Origin of the sequence: Staphylococcus sp. HMSC035D11, from assembly GCF_001836075.1 — a bacterium.
Classification (GTDB): domain Bacteria; phylum Bacillota; class Bacilli; order Staphylococcales; family Staphylococcaceae; genus Staphylococcus; species Staphylococcus hominis.
The window spans coordinates 22509-43767 of record NZ_KV827226.1 but is presented as its reverse complement, the minus strand read 5'-3'; the positions used below and the strand labels follow the sequence as shown (position 1 = coordinate 43767).

At 31.0% G+C, this 21259-nt stretch carries 20 protein-coding genes; 8 read left to right on the top strand and 12 right to left on the bottom strand.

Annotated features, from left to right (window positions below; genetic code table 11):
* Positions 1-25: 25 nt before the first annotated feature.
* Entirely contained in the window at positions 26-1201 is a 1176-nt protein-coding gene (locus HMPREF2647_RS02485; protein ID WP_019835348.1) for an aminotransferase class I/II-fold pyridoxal phosphate-dependent enzyme, read from the bottom strand.
* 268 nt (positions 1202-1469) lie between these two features.
* Here HMPREF2647_RS02485 and HMPREF2647_RS02480 point away from each other — a divergent pair, with 268 nt between their 5' ends.
* Entirely contained in the window at positions 1470-1889 is a 420-nt protein-coding gene (locus tag HMPREF2647_RS02480) for a MarR family transcriptional regulator (RefSeq protein WP_070859477.1), read from the top strand.
* A gap of 176 nt (positions 1890-2065) precedes the next feature.
* Here the strand turns inward: HMPREF2647_RS02480 and HMPREF2647_RS02475 are convergent, their stop codons facing one another.
* From HMPREF2647_RS02475 to HMPREF2647_RS02460, 4 genes are all read right to left on the bottom strand, one after another.
* Positions 2066-6106, bottom strand: coding sequence for a glucosaminidase domain-containing protein (locus HMPREF2647_RS02475; protein WP_070859475.1), 4041 nt, complete (start codon positions 6104-6106; stop codon positions 2066-2068).
* 151 nt (positions 6107-6257) lie between these two features.
* A complete protein-coding gene (locus tag HMPREF2647_RS02470) occupies positions 6258-6677 on the bottom strand; it encodes a GNAT family N-acetyltransferase (RefSeq protein WP_017175782.1) in 420 nt (139 codons plus the stop codon).
* A gap of 117 nt (positions 6678-6794) precedes the next feature.
* A complete protein-coding gene (locus HMPREF2647_RS02465; protein WP_002448219.1) occupies positions 6795-7265 on the bottom strand; it encodes a DUF2538 family protein in 471 nt (156 codons plus the stop codon).
* A 19-nt stretch (positions 7266-7284) separates the two neighbouring features.
* Complete coding sequence (locus HMPREF2647_RS02460; RefSeq protein ID WP_017175781.1) at positions 7285-8523, bottom strand: LCP family protein; 1239 nt, start codon at positions 8521-8523, stop codon at positions 7285-7287.
* Positions 8524-8885: 362 nt separating this feature from the next.
* Here HMPREF2647_RS02460 and HMPREF2647_RS02455 point away from each other — a divergent pair, with 362 nt between their 5' ends.
* Complete coding sequence (locus tag HMPREF2647_RS02455) at positions 8886-10064, top strand: serine hydrolase domain-containing protein (RefSeq protein WP_070859473.1); 1179 nt, start codon at positions 8886-8888, stop codon at positions 10062-10064.
* Between the two features lie 47 nt (positions 10065-10111).
* On the opposite strand, the gene rihC is transcribed toward HMPREF2647_RS02455, so the two are convergent.
* The 6 genes from rihC to HMPREF2647_RS02425 form a co-directional block, all read right to left on the bottom strand.
* The gene (gene rihC / locus HMPREF2647_RS02450) at positions 10112-11014 is read right to left on the bottom strand and encodes a ribonucleoside hydrolase RihC (protein WP_017175779.1); all 903 of its coding nucleotides are present in this window, start codon (positions 11012-11014) and stop codon (positions 10112-10114) included.
* A gap of 132 nt (positions 11015-11146) precedes the next feature.
* A complete protein-coding gene (gene qoxD, locus HMPREF2647_RS02445) occupies positions 11147-11437 on the bottom strand; it encodes a cytochrome aa3 quinol oxidase subunit IV (RefSeq protein WP_002448242.1) in 291 nt (96 codons plus the stop codon).
* A complete protein-coding gene (qoxC, locus tag HMPREF2647_RS02440; protein WP_017175778.1) occupies positions 11434-12039 on the bottom strand; it encodes a cytochrome aa3 quinol oxidase subunit III in 606 nt (201 codons plus the stop codon). The genes qoxD and qoxC overlap by 4 nt, the downstream gene beginning before the upstream one ends.
* Positions 12029-14017 carry a cytochrome aa3 quinol oxidase subunit I gene (qoxB, locus tag HMPREF2647_RS02435; protein ID WP_017175777.1) on the bottom strand — a complete coding sequence of 663 codons (1989 nt, stop codon included), beginning with the start codon at positions 14015-14017 and terminating at the stop codon, positions 12029-12031. Before qoxB ends, qoxC begins: the two co-directional genes overlap by 11 nt.
* On the bottom strand, positions 14017-15129 hold the full coding sequence (gene qoxA, locus HMPREF2647_RS02430) for a cytochrome aa3 quinol oxidase subunit II (RefSeq protein ID WP_017175776.1): 1113 nt from the start codon (positions 15127-15129) through the stop codon (positions 14017-14019). The genes qoxB and qoxA overlap by 1 nt, the downstream gene beginning before the upstream one ends.
* Before the next feature lie 297 nt (positions 15130-15426).
* The gene (locus HMPREF2647_RS02425) at positions 15427-15744 is read right to left on the bottom strand and encodes a DUF5011 domain-containing protein (RefSeq protein WP_017175775.1); all 318 of its coding nucleotides are present in this window, start codon (positions 15742-15744) and stop codon (positions 15427-15429) included.
* A gap of 268 nt (positions 15745-16012) precedes the next feature.
* Here HMPREF2647_RS02425 and HMPREF2647_RS02420 point away from each other — a divergent pair, with 268 nt between their 5' ends.
* The gene (locus HMPREF2647_RS02420) at positions 16013-17158 is read left to right on the top strand and encodes a globin domain-containing protein (protein WP_070859471.1); all 1146 of its coding nucleotides are present in this window, start codon (positions 16013-16015) and stop codon (positions 17156-17158) included.
* 88 nt (positions 17159-17246) lie between these two features.
* On the opposite strand, the gene folD is transcribed toward HMPREF2647_RS02420, so the two are convergent.
* Positions 17247-18104 carry a bifunctional methylenetetrahydrofolate dehydrogenase/methenyltetrahydrofolate cyclohydrolase FolD gene (folD, locus tag HMPREF2647_RS02415; RefSeq protein WP_049415319.1) on the bottom strand — a complete coding sequence of 286 codons (858 nt, stop codon included), beginning with the start codon at positions 18102-18104 and terminating at the stop codon, positions 17247-17249.
* Between the two features lie 210 nt (positions 18105-18314).
* Between folD and purE the strand changes: the two genes are divergently transcribed.
* The 5 genes from purE to purQ form a co-directional block, all read left to right on the top strand.
* Positions 18315-18797: a 5-(carboxyamino)imidazole ribonucleotide mutase gene (gene purE / locus HMPREF2647_RS02410; protein WP_002448044.1), complete on the top strand. Its 483-nt coding sequence runs from the start codon at positions 18315-18317 to the stop codon at positions 18795-18797.
* A complete protein-coding gene (gene purK / locus HMPREF2647_RS02405; protein WP_019835350.1) occupies positions 18784-19908 on the top strand; it encodes a 5-(carboxyamino)imidazole ribonucleotide synthase in 1125 nt (374 codons plus the stop codon). The genes purE and purK overlap by 14 nt, the downstream gene beginning before the upstream one ends.
* A gap of 3 nt (positions 19909-19911) precedes the next feature.
* Entirely contained in the window at positions 19912-20616 is a 705-nt protein-coding gene (gene purC / locus HMPREF2647_RS02400) for a phosphoribosylaminoimidazolesuccinocarboxamide synthase (RefSeq protein WP_019835351.1), read from the top strand.
* On the top strand, positions 20616-20876 hold the full coding sequence (gene purS / locus HMPREF2647_RS02395; RefSeq protein ID WP_048682723.1) for a phosphoribosylformylglycinamidine synthase subunit PurS: 261 nt from the start codon (positions 20616-20618) through the stop codon (positions 20874-20876). The genes purC and purS overlap by 1 nt, the downstream gene beginning before the upstream one ends.
* Before the next feature lies 1 nt (position 20877).
* Positions 20878-21259 (top strand): phosphoribosylformylglycinamidine synthase I (gene purQ / locus HMPREF2647_RS02390; protein ID WP_070859469.1); only part of this gene is annotated, 382 nt, incomplete at its 3' end.

The following is a 21259-nucleotide window of genomic DNA, read 5'->3' as shown; positions in this document are numbered from 1 at the left end:
TGACTTAGTCAATTTTGCGTTTTTTTTAATTATCTAACACATTAGGATAGTGTTCTTTTAAATATAATTCTAAACGACGCATACCTTCTTTTAAGACGTTCATTTCATAAGCATAAGAAATACGAATATAGCCTTTTCCTATATCTGTGAAAGAAGAGCCTGGCACCATCGCAACATGTGCCTCTTCCAGTACATTGACACAAAAGTCAAAATCATTATTAGTGAATCGTTTAATACTTGGGAAAATATAAAATGCACCTTCAGGTTGAGCTTCAAGTTCGAATCCTAGAGATAACAATTTAGCTTTTAAATAATCACGGCGTTCAATATAAGCTTCGTTCATATATTTTGGTGCTTCTAAGCCCTCATTTAATGCAGTGATACAAGCAATTTGAGCAGGGACATTAGCACAAATACAGTTATATGCATGCATGAAAGTTAATTTTTCAATTAAATATTCAGGACCGATTAAAAAACCGATACGGATGCCTGTCGCTGAATGTGATTTACTTAAGCCACCAATGAGTAATAGTTGGTCACGTATCTCTTCATATTCTGCGAAAGAAGTATGTGTTCCTGTAAACGTATTTTCAGCATATATTTCATCACTGATAATAAATATTTCTTTAGTTTTTAAATAATGTACAAGGGCTTCAACTTCTGAGCGCTCTAATATAACACCAGTTGGATTAGTAGGGTAATTTAATAAAATTGCTTTAGTTTGATTAGTAAAGTAAGTTTCAATTAGCTCAGGTGTTACCTTAAAGTCAGAATGTGTGGTATCAATATAAATAGGTTTACCACCTAAAGTTTCAACTAATGGAATATATCCGGCATAAATAGGACCAGGGATTAAAATTTCATCTCCAGGTTCGATTATACTTCTTAGCGATGTATCTAACGCTTCACTTGCACCGTTTGTAACAATAATTTCTTCTTCGCTATAAAAAAATCCATATCTACGTTTAAAATATTGACTAATCGCTTGACGCGTTTCAGTAAGACCTTTGTTATGTGAATAACTTGTTTTATCTTCACTTATTGCATTAATATATGCTTGCTTAACCACATCAGGCATTGGAAAATCAGGTTGGCCAATAGTTAAATTAACACAGTCGTCAATATTTTTTATTCGACTTGAAAACTGTCGGATACTTGGCGCTCTTAAAAACTTAGAATTTGAATTTAAAGTTAATTTCATATTTACACCTCTAAATATAATCATTCAAAGTATTATGACCTCATTACTTTGAAATAGAATATAATTATCATATCATATTTTTATTTATAATATTTAATTAATAAAATCTCATTTTCTCTCAATTTAAATAGAAAAATTAGAAATCGTGTATAATGAATAGATAATATCATATTATTAAAATGAATTTAGTCAATTTATTGAATAGTATTGTCTAATTATAAAATTAACTTTATAATATAAACAATTACTAGAGTGGAGTAGAACAGCTATGTATAATCAACTAGAAAAACTTATTACCCTAACAAACAATGATCTTAATTTAGTAAATAGACGCTTTGGCCAACGGACTGATATAACAAATGACCAACTGGAATTATTAAGAATTCTTTATAACTATGATCGATTATCACAATATGATTTAACAATGAAGATTAGTAGAGAGCAGTCCATTGTATCTCGTTGGATAAAGAAATTAGTTCATAAAGGTTATATTACAAGTCAACAGTCAAACGAAGATTTACGTTGTAAGGATTTATGTTTAACAACTGAAGCTAGAGATTTAATTAAACAAATCAATATAGCAAGATGTGAATTAATCGAAGCGAGATGTCAATGTTTAACAGAAGAGGAAATCAATAATTTGAATCATCTTTTAAATAAACTTAATAGTCGTCATCTTTATATCTAACATAGCACCCATCTTATTGTTCTTTATAACATAGTACAATAAGATGGGTGTTTGTATGAAATATAAAATTTAGAGCAAAAAAGAATCTGAGACAGAAATAAGTGTCTCAGATTCTTTTACGTATGGGTAGGCGATAACTGAAGGGCAACTGAATTCAGTTTCACTCCCAAGTAGTATTATTGATTAAATACTGGTATTTCAAAATATTTACCAACTGAATTAATTTGATCGTATAAGTATTTTAAACCTTCAGCATTCACATTTGCCCAATTAATATCAGTAGCATATTGATGTGTACCAGGTTGATCAGGATTCCAACGCATTTTATAAAGTGTATTTTGACCAGATTTAATATAATCTTGAGCAATAAATTTAGCTCCATCAATAATAGCTTTAGAAATACTATTCCAGCCAGATCGTTTTGCGTAATTAATTCCATTTACAAGTGGTGCATAATCATAAGCACCAATACCATATACATTATAGTATTTAATAGGGGAATTAGAAACGACTTGATTATTAACCAAATTTGCACCTTTAGCAAGTTTAGATTGGCCATTACCCGTTTCAAGTAAGGCATGAGCAATTAAGTAAATTTCATTAACACCTGTCAATTTTGCAGCATTAGCAAATGCTTGACCTTGGTTTTCTAACATTCCCTTACCTTTAAGTAGTCGATTTAAACGATCTACAGATAATGATTGTGGACGATCTAAACGTAAAAATTGATATTTTAAAGTTGGATGTTTAGCAAGTGTTTTCGCGTTCATCGCATTTTTAATTTCACTATACGTTGCATTTGACCAACCGCTATTATTACGTTGAACTTGTGGTGGTGCACCGTAAACATTTTGTTGAATTTTAGTGACATCATCAAGTGTTCTATAGTTTTTAGATAGTTTAACTAATTGTTGTTGTAAATCGCTTTTCTTAATCCATACTGATTTACCATTACTTAATTTACCATAATACCAAGTGATACCATTTACTACTTTTCGTTTTGTAACTTGAAAAATTTGTTCATTAAATGGCTTGAGTGAGTACCCTTTAGCTGAAGTAGGGTCGTCATAGTAAAAACTATTACCATTAGTTATAACTAAATCATCGTTATAGTCTTCTACTGTATCGAAAGATGAAGCGTTAGTTAAATCTTTTAATGCAATCCAACCTGTTTGATTATTAACTGTACCGTATAAATACGTTTTACCATCAACAATTGTCGATTTAGAAGCTGTGAAAGTTTGATTAGCAATGTTGTTTTTATCTAATCGTTGTTGATTAGTGCCCCAAGCAATCGTATACAAGCCCTTATTATTTTGATTGACAGTATAAGTACCTTTCACTTTTTGTTCTTTATCTAAATTTTTAATATTTAAGTCTTTAACATTATACCAACCTAATGGGGTATTTCCAGAAGTATTAGATAATAAAACATATGTATTATCATCTAATTTTTTTTCTTTAGTTACAACATATGTTTTGTTAGCATATTGCTTTGCATGCTTACCACTTGTATCGTAAATACTTGAACGTATACCATCATTTGTTGAATTTACTTGAGCAATTTTTGAAACAGTTTGAACACTACTTGTTTTTTGACTCGTTTTTACAGTTTGAACATCGTCTGATAAAATCCAGCCCCAAACATTATTGATAACACCGTGAAGATACGTATTTGAGCCTACTTTTAAAGCATCTATAGATTTTAGAATATCTCCCTTTGAAGGAACAGTTGCTTTAATTTGAGACGAACTGCCCCAAGGTGTTTCATATATATTACTATTTCCTTTGATATTGTAATTTTTAATACCATCATTTATAGGTGTTGTAGTTTGAATATTAATTTCTGATGAAGGAATCCAACCGTGTGATTGATTACCATTAAAGTCAGAAATCAAATAAAAGTTTTTATTATTTAATGTCGCTTTTTTAGTTACACGATAAGTATTACCGTTAATAGAAGGATTTATTTTTCCTGATGAGTCGTATACTGTTGTGTAAGCACCATTATTTTTTTTAGCTACTTGTCCTAAAGTGTTATTTAATTGAGAAACATTAAGTACATTAGTTGTATCCGCTTTGTTTTGAATATCATTTAAATAATATTTACTTACCCAACCAGTTAAACCATTTACTGAACCATATACATAAGTTGATTTACCTACTTGTTGTGATGCACTCGCTTTAAATGGAGATTGATTTGATTTAGATACTGTTCCAGCAATTTGATTATAATTACCCCATGGAACCGTGTATAGTGTCGTTCCAGGTTTAATAGTATACGATTTATTTACTTTTGTTTTAGAAGAAGTAGTATTATAAATCGTTTCATTTTGTTTGACCCATCCATATAATTTTCCACTATTATAATCGGATACTAGGTAATATTTGTCTTTACCAAGCTGTGCAGATTTTGTAACTGCTAAAGTATTATGAACTTGATTCGTTGTTTTTCCCTTAGAATCATATACAGTAGTATAAAGACCGCTATTATCTGATTTAATTTGAGCTAAGCCATTATTAGATGTTACTGTTAATTTTTTATTATTTACACTTGGTTTAGTAGTAGGAGTTGAATTATTTGTAGATGTTGTACCCCATGGTGCAACTTTACCCATTTTAATTAAATATTTTTCGTTAATTAAATCATATAATTCATCATAACTATAATTATGATTACTCAAGTAGGCATGTGGATCAGCGTGATCTGTACCTCCAAGATAACGACTAATAGCATAATGAGTCCATACTGTTCCTTTAGCATCATATTCAGCACTATCTGGTTTTAATCCATAATATTGTAATTGTGTAGCAGCGTAATCTGCATAGTTATTCATTGAACGTGCAAATGAAGCATAATCATGTGTATGAACAATTTCAACATTAATAAAACGATTATTTCCATATGGTCCAGCTCCCCAAGATAAATAATCAGTAGGGGCAGTTTCAATAATACGATTTCCATCTACAAATGCATGTACAAACGCATTTGTATAATTATTTCTCATATAATTAATTTCGCCTTCAATCGTTGAATTGTCATTTGCAGTATCATGCACGACGATGCCTTCAGGTTTTCCTACTCCATTTCGATACCCATATTTAGGGAAGTAAGATGTATAATGTTCTTCAATCGAAGGAGCTTTCAAATTATTTGAGCGAATATAATTATTAATTGAAGATTTAACTTGTGGTACATATTTTGGTAGTGAAGAAGTAGTTGAATATGTACTTACTGTAGCTGGACCACCTTTTCCACCGATACCTTTATACACTGATGATGTAGAGTCAGAGACAGATGCATCATTTGATTGAGTTGAAGTTGTAGTTTTATTATTAACATTAGTATTATTTAAAGCTGCACTGTATGCACGTACTTTTAAAGTATTATGCATTGGTGAAGTTTGAGTATTATTATTTTGAAGAGTAGTATCTTCATTGTTAACTGTAGTGTTGTCTGATTTATTTGATAAATTGTTAGACGTACTGTCACTTTCAGTAGTAGAAGTAGAAGATGTTGATACTTTATTATTGTCATTATTTGTCGTTGTCGTATCATCATCTACTTTTTGTTGCTTATTATTAACGAAAGTAGTGCTTGATTGAGTTTTTGATATGCTATTGTTTTGACTATCTACGTTATTTAATGTTGTTTTAGGCTCATCTGTATTTAACTTTTGTGTATTTGAAACTTGAGCACTTTCATTATGAGTTGGTTGTGTTTCAGTAGTTACATGATTTGAATTTATTTTATTATTAGACTCTGCTGATGTAACTAATTTAGTTGAATCAGTTGAAGTAGTAGAGGTAGTAGCTACTTCATTATTATTATGTTTTGTATTATCAGATTGATAATTTGAAATTGTATCATTGTTTTTAAGTGTATCATTAGTATTAGAACGCGTTGAGTTATTTTGAGATGACGCTGATTGATTTAAGTGATCTAATTTTGCATCATATGTGTATGTATTATTAGTAGTATTTGATTTTACTAATGTAGGGTCTTGGTAAGTTTGCACCCCAGAGATATTTTGAGCTGCATTACTGACTTGATGTTTAGCTACATTGGCATTTTCAATATTTTGTTGATCATCGATTACATTATTAGCAGCCTCTTGTTTGTTTTCAGAGGCTTCAGCATGATGTGTAGTAAATGCTGCACCAAATAAAGTAAGGGCGATCATTGATGGGAATTTAAAGCTAAATTTTTTCGACATAATAGTTGCTCCTTTTTTAATTTACTTTTTTATTATAACGTCAAGAAAAGTAAGAGTAATTATTTTTAACTAATTTGTAAACTAAATTTAATTTTGTTTTTAAAAAATATCTAGCTGGTGTAAATGGAATTCAAGTATCGAAAAATATAATTTAAATTATTTTATACATTTTAATATGAACAATATTTTCTTCTTGAAAAGGAAGACCAATACTAACATAACCTAGTTTTTCATAGAACGGTTTAGCTTGTAGTTGTGCGTTTAAAATAAGTTTATGATGATGTTTTCGTTTTGCAATACTTTCAATCGTGTTCATTAATGTTTTACCGAATCCTTTATTGCGATAAGGTTTTAAAATTGCTACACGTTCTACTTTTATACCATCTTCATATGGACGAAATCGTGCACAAGCAAATGGATGATTATCGTGATATCCAATAATATGAGTAGAAGTATTTTCAAATGCATCTAATTCGTTTTCTAATGGAACCCCTTGCTCTTCTACAAAAACTGACTTTCTAATTTCAAAACAGTCAGAAAGCATAGATTGATTAATTACTTCTCTAAACATGTGACATTTACCTACTCTCTTAAATTAAATAAACTCAATCATTGTATAGAATCATTTTATATTATTTAAATATAGAAAAAAAACTCCTTTTACTAAAAAGTAAAAAGGAGTAATAAATTATAATGCTTCTTGGCGAACAATTGCGCAATATTGCCAAAAGATCCTTAATTGTGCGATGTTCCAGTTATTCATACCCATAGTGAAACCTGAAGGTCTAAAAAGATTAACGTCTGTCACCTCTAAAGCAGCTGCAATTAAATATTGCAAAGGAATACTAATGCTTTGCATTGTTTCTGTAATTCCATTTTCATCATATACCCAAGAAAAGGGTAAATCAGATTCAAATACATCTACTTTATTAAAAATTTCAGGTAAAGCAACAATGTAACAAGCTCCATTTACAATTGGATTCACTGAATTTTCACCATAGTATACTAATAATGCCTCATAGTTTTCACGATGTTCATGATTAACATAAAAGAATTCACTTCTGAATAAAGCCATGTCTTGACTATGAATAATTTGTTGTTCTAATACGTTAAACATACCGTTAATATTAGCAATTTTTTCATATGTTTTGCGTGACATTCTACGTGCTCCTCTCAAATTAATATAATTGATTTATTTCATTTTGATTGTTGAAGTCGTTTGAGTTGTCTGGATTGTTGCTATTGACTTGATTACTCGTTTGATCTTGCTGAACCATAGTACTATCAGATGGATTTTGTTCTGATTGTGATTGCGTAGAAGGGTTAGTATCATTATTTTGAATAGAGTTTTCATCTGTTGTGGTATCTTTTTGACTATTTTCTAACAGAAACGAATCAATAGGTGTTAACGGTACTAGATTGCCATAATGTTTAATGACTCTTTCATCCAATAAATCATTCTTATCTGTTATTTTAGATAGTCCTAAATCAGAACGCAATAAATTTGAATATTTTAATATGCTCTTAATGCTAGGGTGATAATAGTAGATACCATTTAAATAATCATTGTCACCTTTAAGTTGAGACTTTTTAAAGTCTATATTATCAGATAAATAAATTGAAGCTATCGATTTAATTTCTTCCGTTGTTAGGTTATGTTTAGCATTTTTACCTACTATTTGAACGAGTTCATCTAGTCTGTCATATGAATCTAAATTTTTTGCTTTCTGAAATAAAATTTTGATTAAATCCATTTGTCTCTCGCCACGTTTCAAATCTGAATCGTGATGACGCGTGCGTGCTACAGCCAAAGCTTCATCACCATTTAATTTGTGATACCCTTTTTTAACTTTGATTCTTCCAGTATCATCTGTGTTAGGTTCATCTAAATCATAAGGTACATCGTAATAAATACCACCTAATTTATCTACTGCTTGAACAAAGGCATCCATATTAATTCGAACATAATAGTCGACAGGGACATTAAGTGTGGCTTCAACAGTATCCATAGTAGCAATAGGACCTCCATAGGCATGTGCGTGTGTGATTTTATCGTAATAACCTACTTTAGGAATATAACTGATTGTATCACGAGGAATACTTAATAAACGGATTTGTTGTTTATTTGGACTAAGTGTTGCTAAAATCATTGAATCAGTTCTTGAATGTTCAGTCGTTTGACCATTTTTACGTCTACCTTCATTATCGTCTATCCCAAGAAATAATATTGATATAGCGTTTTTAGAAGGGTTTATTTTGCTATTTCTTAAAGTAGAATGACGTTTTGCATCAGATTTATTATATGAAGATTGCAAAGCATTCTCAGAATGATGATATAAATTGACAATAAAAATGACAGGAACAACAATAAGTAATAATGTTAATAGCATCATAAAATATTTTAAAAAACGATTCATAATTATGTGCTCCTATACGTATTTATTAAAAAAATAAGTTAATAATTTAATCATACCATTTTAATATAAAAGAATAATAATTATTACTCCCATAGCCATAAATTGTATTACTAATTGGCTAAAATTACAACTTAATTTTAATATAAAAAGATAATGTTTAAAAACTTTTATTTACAATGAAGCAGGCTTGAAAATTTACTTTATCGGTCTAAAGAATGATGTAATAAAAAATAGTCGGAGTAAGATATATTAAAGATGATATTTTAGGGGGAATAATATATAATATAATTTATTGAAAGAATAAAAAATTAATAAAATAGTGTAGAGTTAATAATTTTTATTAAATTGTAATGAGGCAGCAAATGAAAAAAAGAATAGAAATAATAACATTAATCATAGTTTTAATCATCTTAGTAACATTATTCGTTATATTCTTAATGAAAGTATATAAAACAAATCATAAAGATACAGAATATAACAAAATTAATGATAATAAAACGTATTTACAAAAAAGAGATTATCATGTATCGAAATTGCCACATTTAAAGATAATTGAAGTCGAAGAACCACATATCAAAAATATTGATGAATATTTAAAAGCAATTCATTTTAATGGGGCAGTTACAGTTCTTGAAAATGGTAAATTAAAGTTGAATAAAGGATACGGTTATCAAAATTTTCATCATAAAACTAAAAACTCACCAAATACAATGTATTTAATTGGTTCCGCACAGAAATTTACAACTGGATTAATTCTAAAAAAATTAGAAAATGAAAATAAAGTGAATATAAATGATTCTGTCACTAAATATTTACCTTGGTTTGAAACGACAAAAAAGATAACTTTAAAAGATCTAATGTTACATAGAAGTGGGCTATATAAATTTGAAGCTTCTCCTAAAACTAAAAGTCTTGATGGTGCAGTACATGCAATACAAGCAAGGGGAATTGATGAAAAATTTTATCATAAACATTTATATAATGATGCTAATTACTTAGTGCTTGCTCAAGTAATAGAAGTAGTCACACATAAACCCTATGCTGCGAATTATTATGATGATTTAGCACAACCATTTAGTTTACAACATAGTGCTTTCTTTAATGAAAAACCATATAAAAAATATATGGCTACAGGATATAAAATGATTGACGGTAAATTAACTGCTATGAAACCAAATATATTAGCTCAATATTATGGAGCGGGTAATTTATATATGACAACATATGATATGGCTCATTTAGTAAATAATTTAAAAAATAATAATATTTTTAGTGAATCAGTGTCAATACCACTGACTCAGCAATTAGGAACAACAGCATATCCTGAATCTTATCGTTACGGATTTTATGTTACACCGCAATATAACAGAATTAATGGTGTATTCTATGGACAAATATTTACCGTCTATTTCAATCAACATTATGTCATCGTACTTGCTTCAAATATAGGTGATAATTCTAAAGTAACAAATGAAAATCGAATCTCATATATTTATCATAAAATACTAAATCAACAATCTCAACAATCTTATTATCAATAAGAGTAAAATTAAATATTAAAAGGTCGGAACATTAATTGTTTCGACCTTTAATTTTTTAAAGTATTTAAAAATATTGTTTTATAATGTTCATTTATACTTGATACGACTACAGAACAATTAGGATAGGAAGATTCAAAATCAACTACAGTAGCACCACGAGTCAGTGACCCTTGTAATTCAATTTGCACATCTGCTTCTTTAATTTCATAACTCTTAGGATCAAGTAAATAAAGAATCGTAAATGCATCATATAGTTTTATTCCTTCTTTAAAATCTTCACCGCGATAGTGTTGGAAAATATGATACAACATTTGTGTTGTGTTGTTTTTATCTTTAAGAGTGTCTAAATAAGAATGAGTAAATAATGATTGACGCGCTAAATCTAAGCCAATCATCGTTAAAGGTAAACCAGCATTAAAAACGATATGAGCTGCTTCAGGATCACAATAAATATTAAATTCAGCTAGGGGAGTAACATTACCTCTTCCAGTACTACCACCCATCATAATAATTTCTTTAACATGGTTTTTGCATTCAGGATACGTATTAAAAAGTAGAGCTATATTTGTTAAAGGGCCTAAAGTTACAAGAGTAATAGGTTCATTAGAATGACTTAATATCTCATTCATAGCTTCTACAGCATGAGAAGACGCTAAATCTGAAGTAGAAATTGTAGGGAATTGATAGCCATCCATACCACTTTCTCCATGAATATGACTAGCATCTTGTATTTCACTTATTAATGGTTGAGAAGCTCCTCTATGAATAGGGACCTCACTGTTGAAAAAGGCTTTTAATTTTAAAGCATTCGCTGTGGTTTTCTCAACACCTACATTTCCATTTACAGTAGAAATCATTTTGACATCAAATTTTGTATGAGATAATGCAAGAGCGATTGCTGCTGCATCATCTATACCTGGATCAGTATCAATAATAATAGGTAATGACATGAATACACCTCCAAAGATTTTTACTTTTTCTTATATCTATCATACACAAAGAAGTAATTAATATAAACAAAACAAAAAGCCTGTACAAGTTAAAAAACTCGTACAGGCTTTTTAAGAAAGGTAGAAATTGAATTATAAGTGACTAGAATGTCCACCTTGCATAACCCAATAAGTACCAATAACTGTGATTAAAGTAATAATAATCGCAAAGATAACTTTGGCAGATTGTAAACGTCCATCTTTACCTTCAGTTAAGTGCATGAACATTAATAATTGTAATGCAGCTTGGATGAAAGCAAAACCAAAGATAATTGTTGTTTTAGCATGGAATGTCATGTTTGTGTATAGAGTTACAAAAACTGCTAATAACGTTAAAACGATTGAAGCAATAAAGCCAACTGTATGTTTTACGATTGTGTTCATCCGCTATACACCATCCCTATCATATATACGGCAGTAAAGATGAAGATCCATACAACATCTAAGAAGTGCCAGTATAAACTTACTATAAATAATTTTGGAGCATTAAATTTATTTAATCCACGTGTTGCTACTTGGATTAATAAACAAATAATCCAACCGATACCTAATGAAACATGGGCACCATGTGTACCTAATAGGATGAAGAAACTTGACCAGTAAGAGCCTACTTTAGGTGTTACACCTTCAGAAGCATAATGTGCAAATTCATAAATTTCGAATCCGACAAATACTAAGCCAAGGATTACTGTTAAAATCATCCAAAACATCATTTTACCTTTTTCTTCTTTACGTAAGTAGTAAATTGAAATACCACAAGTATAAGAACTGATTAATAAGGCAAATGTCATGATTAGGACAAGTGGTAATTCAAACAATTCAGTTGTCAATTTACCACCGTAACCGCCCCCATGTTGCAACGTTAATAACGCTGCAAATAGGGTACCGAATAATGCAAATTCGGCTGTAAGGAAAATCCAGAAGCCAAGTTTATTCAATTGACCTTCATGCGTACGTGAATCAATAGTGTTTGTATCATGACTCATGACCTACAGCCTCCCTTTCTTTAATACGTGCTTCTCTTAAACGTGCTTCGTTTTCAGCAACTTCAGAAGCTGGAATATGATAACCGTGATCTTGTACGAAACTTTGATAAATCATAGTTCCGAAGATACCAGCTACACAAATTAGGAATGGAATGATAGATTCGAAGATTAAGAAGAAACCACCAACTAACATGAATATACCCATAAATACACCAGTATGTGTGTTGTTAGGCATATGAATGTCTTTGTAGTTATGATTGTCTAAGAAATGACGACCATGTTCTTTCATATCAACAAATGTATCATAGTCATTCCAATCTGGAGTGATTGCGAAGTTGTATTTAGGTGGAATAGCAGAAGCTGTTGACCACTCTAAAGTACGACCTAAACCATCCCAGTTATCTCCAGTTGCTTCACGTGGAGATTTAATGTGGCTGTAGATAATGCTTGCTACTAAGAATAGGAAGCCGACTGCCATCATTAATGCACCGATAGTTGAGATGAAGTTTAATAACCACCAACCATCAGATGGCATATATGTGTATAAACGACGTGGCATACCGTCTAAACCAAGAATGAATTGTGGTAAGAAACATACGTTAAATCCAATCATGAATAACCAGAATGCCCATTTATTTAATTTTTCATTTAATTTGTAACCCATCATTTTAGGATACCAGAAGATTAAACCAGCTAGACAGGCAAATACTACACCAGTAACCAATGTATAGTGGAAGTGAGCTACTAAGAAATAAGTGTTGTGATATTGATAGTCAGCTGATGCCATTGCTAACATTACACCAGTAACCCCACCTAATAAGAAGTTAGGGATAAAGGCTAATGAGAATAACATTGGTGACTCAAAAGTAATACGTCCTTTATATAATGTTAATAACCAGTTAAATAATTTAACTCCGGTAGGTACACCGATTAACATTGTTGAGATTGAGAAGAATGAGTTAATTAAAGCACCATTACCCATTGTGAAGAAATGGTGAACCCAAACTAAGAAACTTAAGAACGCGATACCAGCAGTTGCCCACACCATACTTTGGTGACCGAATAAACGTTTACGAGCAAATGTTGGAATAATTTCTGAATAAATACCAAATGCAGGCAAGATAACGATATAAACTTCAGGGTGCCCCCATACCCAGAAGAAGTTTGCCCATAACATTGGCATACCGCCATCTGCTACTGTAAAGAAATGAGTTCCGAATACTCTATCAGCTGTCATTAAAGCAAGAACAACTGTGAATACTGGGAATGCTAAAATTACGATTAATGTCGTAATAAAAGTAGTTACAGTAAACATAGGCATTTGCATAAACTTCATAGTAGGTGTTTTACATCTAAGTATTGTTACAAAGAAGTTAATACCTGTCATTAAAGTACCGATACCTGAAATTTGAATTGCTACTAAGTAGTAGTTAACTCCTGGACCAGGACTAAATTCTCCTGCTAGTGGAGCATAGTTTGTCCAACCAGCTGCTGGTGATCCACCTACGATAAATGATAGGTTAAATAAAATCATACCAACAAAGAATAACCAGAAGCTGATGTTGTTCATTACAGGGAATGCCACATCACGAGCCCCAATTTGTAAAGGAACAACAACGTTCCATAAACCGAAAACGAATGGCATAGCCATAAAGATAATCATGATAACGCCGTGCGTACTAAAAATTTCGTTATAGTGATTTGATTCCAAGAAAGTATTATCCGGAATAGTTAATTGAGTACGAAGTAATAACGCATCAATACCACCACGAACGAACATTAATACTGCACAAATTAAGTACATTAAACCGATTTTTTTATGGTCTACGGATGTGAACCATTCTTTGTATAGATATTTCCATAATTTGAAATAAGTAATTACTGCGATTAAACCGATAACTAAGAATGGGGCACCAATTTGTGCCATAGTAATCATCCAGTTACCTTTAACGAGTAATTCATCCCATGGAAAATTCATTAATGTTCACCTCCATGATCATTATCTGCTTTAGACGCATTCTCGTCTTTAGCTCCTTTATTGATTTTTTCCATTTCCTTAGCGTTGTGAGTTTCTTCATCTTTGAACTCACTATCGTAAGGGTCATCGTTGCCTAAAATCATTGGCTTCATACCATGACGAGGATAGTTGACATTTGTAACTGTTACCTTACGAGCTGGTTTTTGAGGTTTATCTGTTACATCTTTGTAAAGATCTTTTTCAGCAACGAAGTTAGGATCTTTTTGAGTATAGTTGTAACGTTTATATGCATAGAAGATATACTCTGGATCAGCTGCAGGATCGACAAATGCCATGTGAGTACCACTAAATGTTAATTCTTTATTTGGAGTACTTGGTAAGATTTGTTTATCAAACTCATCTTGGCTAATAGTTTTCTTACTTTTAGCATCTTTAACCCAAGCATCGAAATCTTTTTGGTTTACAGAGTGAACTTTAAATGTTTGGCGAGAGAAACCTTCACCATTGAAGTTAGAGTTACGTCCTCTGAATGTACCAGTTTGATCGGCTGTTAAAGTCCAATTCATTGTCATGCCAGTCATGGCATATTTTTGACCACCTAATTGAGGAATCCAGAAACTAGTCATTGTATCCATAGATTGTAATTTAAATACAACTGGACGGTTTTTAGGAATAGTTAATGTATTCACTGTTTCAACCTTTTGTTCTGGATAAGCAAAGAACCATTTATATCCGGCACTAACTGCATAGACAACTAATGGGTCTTCTTTACTTTCAGGTGGTTTCTCGTAATCGTATAATGTTTTAACTGTTGGAATAGCTAAAGCAATTACGATTAAGATTGGTACCACAAACCAAATTGTTTCAATTAAAGAATTGTGGTGCATCTTACCAGATTCGTCATTTTTATTGTAACTATACTTGAAAATAAAAACAGCGAACATAGTAAGTACAACAGCAACAATAACAAGCATGAAGATGATTGAGTAAATAATCAAGAACTTCTGACTACTTGCTACTGGCCCTTTTGCATTAAACACTTCTATGTTTGAACAACCACTAAGTAAAATTAGTGTGCCAAACATAAGAAGCAACGACTTAAATTTTGACACTTTTTTGACCTCCTAATACTACAAATGTAGGGCTTACCATTAATTTTAGTTTATTACGCGATATTTACAAGACCTTATTAGAAAAAAATTACAATAATAAATAGGAAAAAACTAGTAACAATAGGAATGACGGGGAATGTAAGGTTTGTTAAAATTATGTGTCTATTCTGTGAAAAATGTCAAAAATAGAAAATTGTTCGTTACATTTGAGAAACATTATCAATTCTAGCGTTTACAATAAAAATTAAATAAAAAAGACGAGATATTCATCTCGTCTTTTTCAGAAAATTGACACATTTATTTAACTTTTATGTAACGTGTTGATGATTCTTCGGCTCCCTCTGAGTCGATGACATTATATCTTACTTTATATGTACCTACTTTTGACGTATCTACGTGACCATCAACTGTAATTTTATGTGTTAAATCACCATCTTCTTTATCATAGGCACTAATTCCATTTAATACATTATAATCTTGACCTTTTTCAATAACAATATCGTTTACTCCTTTAAGCTGTGGAGTATGATTTGAAGTAGCTTCTGCACTTAAATTTGGAGTCACAAGAGTAGCGGAGACACCGAGAGCTGAAAGAGATTGTATGAGTTTATTCATTACGTTAACCTCCGAATGTAATAAGTCATTTGAATAATTTAACTATACTTTAATTTCTGATTTTTAACATCATACTATAGTCTTAATATAGCTTATTCAAGATTAAATTTAAATGAACTTAAGATAAATAAATATTAAATTTATGTAAAATGAAAGTTCTGTGAATTTAAAAAAATCTATATTACATTATAATAAGTATTGTACTAAAATATATTTGTAGTAAATAAATATATTTTACACATATAATTTTAAGTAGGAGTGGATTTGAATGTTAACAGAACAAGAAAAAGGAATTGTAAAAGAAACTGTTCCAGTATTACAAGAAAGAGGAACAGAGATCACTTCTTATTTTTACAATAGAATGTTCCAACAACATCCAGAGTTAAAAAATATGTTTAACCAAACTAATCAACAAAAAGGATTCCAATCTACTGCTTTAGCTCAAAGTGTATTAGCAGCTGCAGTTAATATTGAGCATTTAGAAAATATTTTGCCAGTTGTTAAAGAAATTGCATATAAACATTGTGCGTTGCAAGTACCACCAGCTGGATATGATATCGTAGGAGAAAACTTAATTGAAGCAATTAAAGCTGTTTTAGGATTAGAAGATAGTCATCCTATTATTCAAACTTGGAAAAAAGCATATCAAGAAATTGCTGATGTATTTATTCAAGTTGAAAAAGATATTTATAGTAAAATGTTATGGGAAGGTTTCCAACCATTTAAAATAGAAAAAATTGAACAACTTTCATCTGATATTAAATCCTTTACTGTAGTATCAGATAAATATGATTTAAGTCAATTTACACCAGGAGAATATATTACAGTTGATGTAAGTAGTGAAAAAATGCCTTATCGTGCAAAACGTCACTATTCAATTGTTAGTGGCGATAACAATCATTTAACTTTTGCTGTCAAACGTGATGTATCTACAGACCATGAAGGTGAAGTTTCAACTATTTTACATGATGAATTAAAAGAAGGAAATGATATTAACTTATCAGCTCCAGTAGGTCCATTTGGTGTGGTTAACCAAAATCAACCACAAGTATTTATTGGTGCGGGTATTGGTGTCACACCACTTGTTTCAATGTTTGATAAAGTAGCTGAAAATGGAAATCATGCACAGTTTATTCAAGTAACTGGAGACGTTAACGATACACCATTCACTTCTCATTTAAAAGATATTTCAAAACGCTACGACAACGCGAAATATGAATTATATGATAGACAAGCTAAAGGTTATTTAACTAAAGAAACTCTTGAAAATTATGTGAATAATGATAGTGAAGTATATGTTTGTGGAAGTGCTAAATTTATTCAATCAGTGATTGAAGTATTAAAAGAAATAGGCGTAAGCCAAGAACATATTCATTATGAAACATTTGTTCCAAAATTAAGTGTTTCAGTATAAATGTAATATATTATTAAAAAAAGAGAGAGGCATAATTAATTTGAAATTATGTCTCTCTCTTTTTTAATAATAAACGTTTGAATTTAAATTATTCAATGCCTCTACGCATTTTTTCAGCTAATAATGTATTATTTAAAACCATCGTAATAGTTAAAGGACCTACACCGCCTGGTACTGGAGTAATAGCACCTGCAATTTCTTTTACTTCTTCAAATTCAACGTCACCTTTTAGTTTGCCATTTTCATCAGGAGTATTACCTACATCCACAATCACTGCGCCTTCTTTTACATCGTCTTTAGTAACTAATCCAGGTTTACCTACTGCACTGACGATAACATCTGCATGTTTTAAATGGCTATGCATATCTTTAGTACGTGAATGTAAGATTGTTACTGTCGCATTTGCTTGTAATAATAACTTAGACACGGGTTGACCTACAATGTGACTTCGGCCAATTACGACAGCATTTTTACCTTCTAAATCGATATCTGCATGTTTTAAAATTTCCATAATTCCTAATGGTGTACAAGGGACAAACGTTTGTTCATCAATGTATAATTTACCAATGTTTGATGGGTGGAAACCATCAACGTCTTTTTCTGGATTAATTGCTTCTAAAATTTTTTGTTCGCTAACTTGTTTAGGAAGAGGTACTTGGACTAAAATGCCACTTACCGAATCATCATTATTTAAACGATCTAGTTCTTTTAATACGTCTTCTTCAGAAGTATCTTCAGCTAAATGAACAATTTCAGATATCATCCCTATTTTTTCAGCAGCTTTCTTTTTAGAATTAACATAGCTTTGACTTGCACCATCATTCCCAACTAAAATAACGGATAATTTTGGTGTATATCCCTTTTCTTTTAAAATTTCAACTTGGTCTTGCAACCCTTGTCTATAATCTTTTGCAATATGTTTCCCATCTAAAATTTTTGCAACCACAAAAAATTCCTCCTTGTTTATTAAACATCTGTCTATAGATTAACTTTAAAGGTATAAAAACGTCAAATTTTAGCTAAAAAGCGTAAATTAAGTTAAGAAACATAGATAAAGTTCGATTTTTGATTGAAATTAACTCTTATACTTGGTATGCTATACGTGTAATATACAACTAATAAGATTTATATTTTAAACTTTGAAAGGGTGTACAAAGTGAAAGTAGCAGTCATTATGGGTAGTTCCTCAGACTGGAAGATTATGCAAGAAAGTTGTGCAATGTTAGAACAATTTGAAATACCATATGAAAAGAAAGTAGTGTCAGCACATCGTACGCCAAAGTTAATGTTTGATTTTGCAAGTGAAGCACGTACAAACGGTTATGACGTTATTATTGCTGGCGCTGGTGGTGCAGCACATTTACCTGGGATGGTTGCTTCAATGACAACGTTACCTGTTATCGGTGTACCTATTGAATCTAAAAGTTTAAAAGGACTAGATTCACTATTGTCTATTGTTCAAATGCCTGGTGGAATTCCTGTTGCTACAACGGCAATCGGTAAATCTGGGGCTAAAAATGCTGGTATTTTAGCAGCGAGAATTTTAAGTATTGGAAATGATTCAGTTCGTAAACATCTTGAACAATATGAACAATCTTTAGTAGATAAGGTAGGCGAAATGCAAGATGAACTTCAATAGATTAAAGTTCGGAGCAACAATTGGTATTATTGGTGGAGGACAATTAGGTAAGATGATGGCACAATCTGCCCAAAAAATGGGCTTTAATGTAGCGTGTTTAGATCCTAATCCAGATAGTCCATGTAAATCAGTAGCAGATGTTTTTATCACGGCAGAGTATGATGATGAAGAAGCCTTAAACAAATTGGGTCAACAATCAGATGTGATTACTTATGAATTTGAAAATATATCTGCTCAACAACTTAAGCAACTAACTCAACAATTTAACATTCCTCAAAGTTATCAAGCAATTGAATTATTACAAGATCGTTTAACTGAAAAACAAACATTAGAATCTGCAGGTACGAAAATTGTTCCTTATGTATCTTTAAAAGATGAAAAAGATTTGAATCAAGCAATTGAAACATTAAGTTATCCATTTATCGTAAAAACACGTTTTGGTGGATATGATGGTAAAGGACAAATTTTAGTGAAAAATGATTCCAATGTTGAAGAAGCTAAAGTACTTGTTTCAAAACATGAATGTGTGGCAGAAAAATTTTTAGATCTCGATCGAGAAGTATCTTTAACTGTAACGATTGGTAATCAAAAACAAATTGCTTATTTCCCACTACAAGAAAACGAGCATCGTAATCAAATACTATTTAAAACTATTATTCCAGCTAGATGCGATAAAGAGCAAGAAGCGAGAAAAGAAGTAAATAAAATAATCGAAAAAGTTCACTTTGTTGGTACTTTTACCGTGGAATTCTTTATTGATAAATCAAATCACTTATATGTAAATGAAATTGCACCGAGACCACATAACTCTGGACATTATACGATTGAAGCATGTGATTATTCTCAATTTGATACACATATCTTAGCAGTAACTGGTCAAGATTTACCTCAAGAGATTGAAATTTTAAAACCAGCTGTGATGATGAATTTACTAGGACGCGATTTAGACTTATTAGAAGATAAATTTGGAGATCATCCTGAATGGCATGTCCACATCTATGGAAAAACAGAACGAAAACCGGATAGAAAAATGGGGCATATGACCATTCTTACAAATAATGTTAATGAAACTGAAAATGAAATGTTGAAACAATTTAAAGGGAGAGAATAATCAATGTCATTACTTTATGAAGGTAAAGCAAAAAGAGTATTTTCAACTGAAACAGTACATCAGTTGAGAGTTGAATACAAAGATGAAGTCACAGCAGGTAACGGCGCCAAAAAGGATAAGATGCAAGGGAAAGGACGTTTAAATAATCGAATTACTTCAATTATTTTCGAATATTTAAATAAACATGGCCTTGAAAGCCATTTTATTAAACAGCTTTCTGAAACTGAGCAATTAGTTAAAGAAGTAAAGATTATACCACTAGAAGTAGTTGTAAGAAATATTGCGACAGGTTCTATTACGAAACGTTTAGGTTTTGAAAAAGGCCATGTATTTGATGAACCACTTGTAGAGTTCTTTTATAAAAATGACGATTTAAATGATCCATTGATTACTGATGATCATGTCAAATTACTTCATATTGCTAATGATGAGGAAATTAAGACATTAAAAGATATGGCTAAAAATATTAATAAAGTATTAATTCAATTAATGAATGAAATGGATTTAAGATTAGTAGATTTTAAAGTTGAATTTGGAAAAACAGAAAATGGTGATATTTTATTAGCGGATGAAATTTCACCAGATACTTGTCGTATTTGGGATAAATATTCAGATACGAATTTCGATAAAGATGTATATAGAAATGATACTGGTTCTTTAATAGATACGTATCAAACATTTTTGGATAAATTGGAGGAACTAAAATAATGAAAACAATTGAACTTCACATTACATTACAACCACAGGTATTGGATACACAAGGTCAAGCATTAAATCGTGCTGTGCATGACTTAGGTTATAAACAAGTTAATGACATTAGAGTAGGTAAAGTATTATATATGACTGTTGATGAAGCTACAGAGGAAGCAGTAAATAATATTATTACGACATTAAGCGAAAAGTTATTTGCTAATACGGTTATTGAAGAATATAGTTATAAAATTGTTGATGAAAAGGAGAATGCATAATATGAAATTTGCAGTTCTCGTTTTTCCAGGATCTAACTGTGATAGAGATATGTATAATGCGGCTATTAAAACAGGTGCAGAAGCTGAATATGTAGATTATCGTGAAACATCTTTAAAAGGTTTTGACGGGGTATTAATTCCAGGTGGTTTTTCATTTGGTGACTATTTACGTTCAGGGGCTATGGCAAGTGTCGCTCCAATTATTAGCGAAGTGAAACGTTTTGCCAGTGAAGGTAAGCCCGTTTTAGGTGTATGTAATGGATTCCAGATTTTAACTGAGATAGGACTATTACCCGGCGCCTTATTACATAATGATTCACATCTATTTATTAGCAGAAATGAAAAACTGAAAATTGTTAATAATCAAACTCCTTTTACTAATT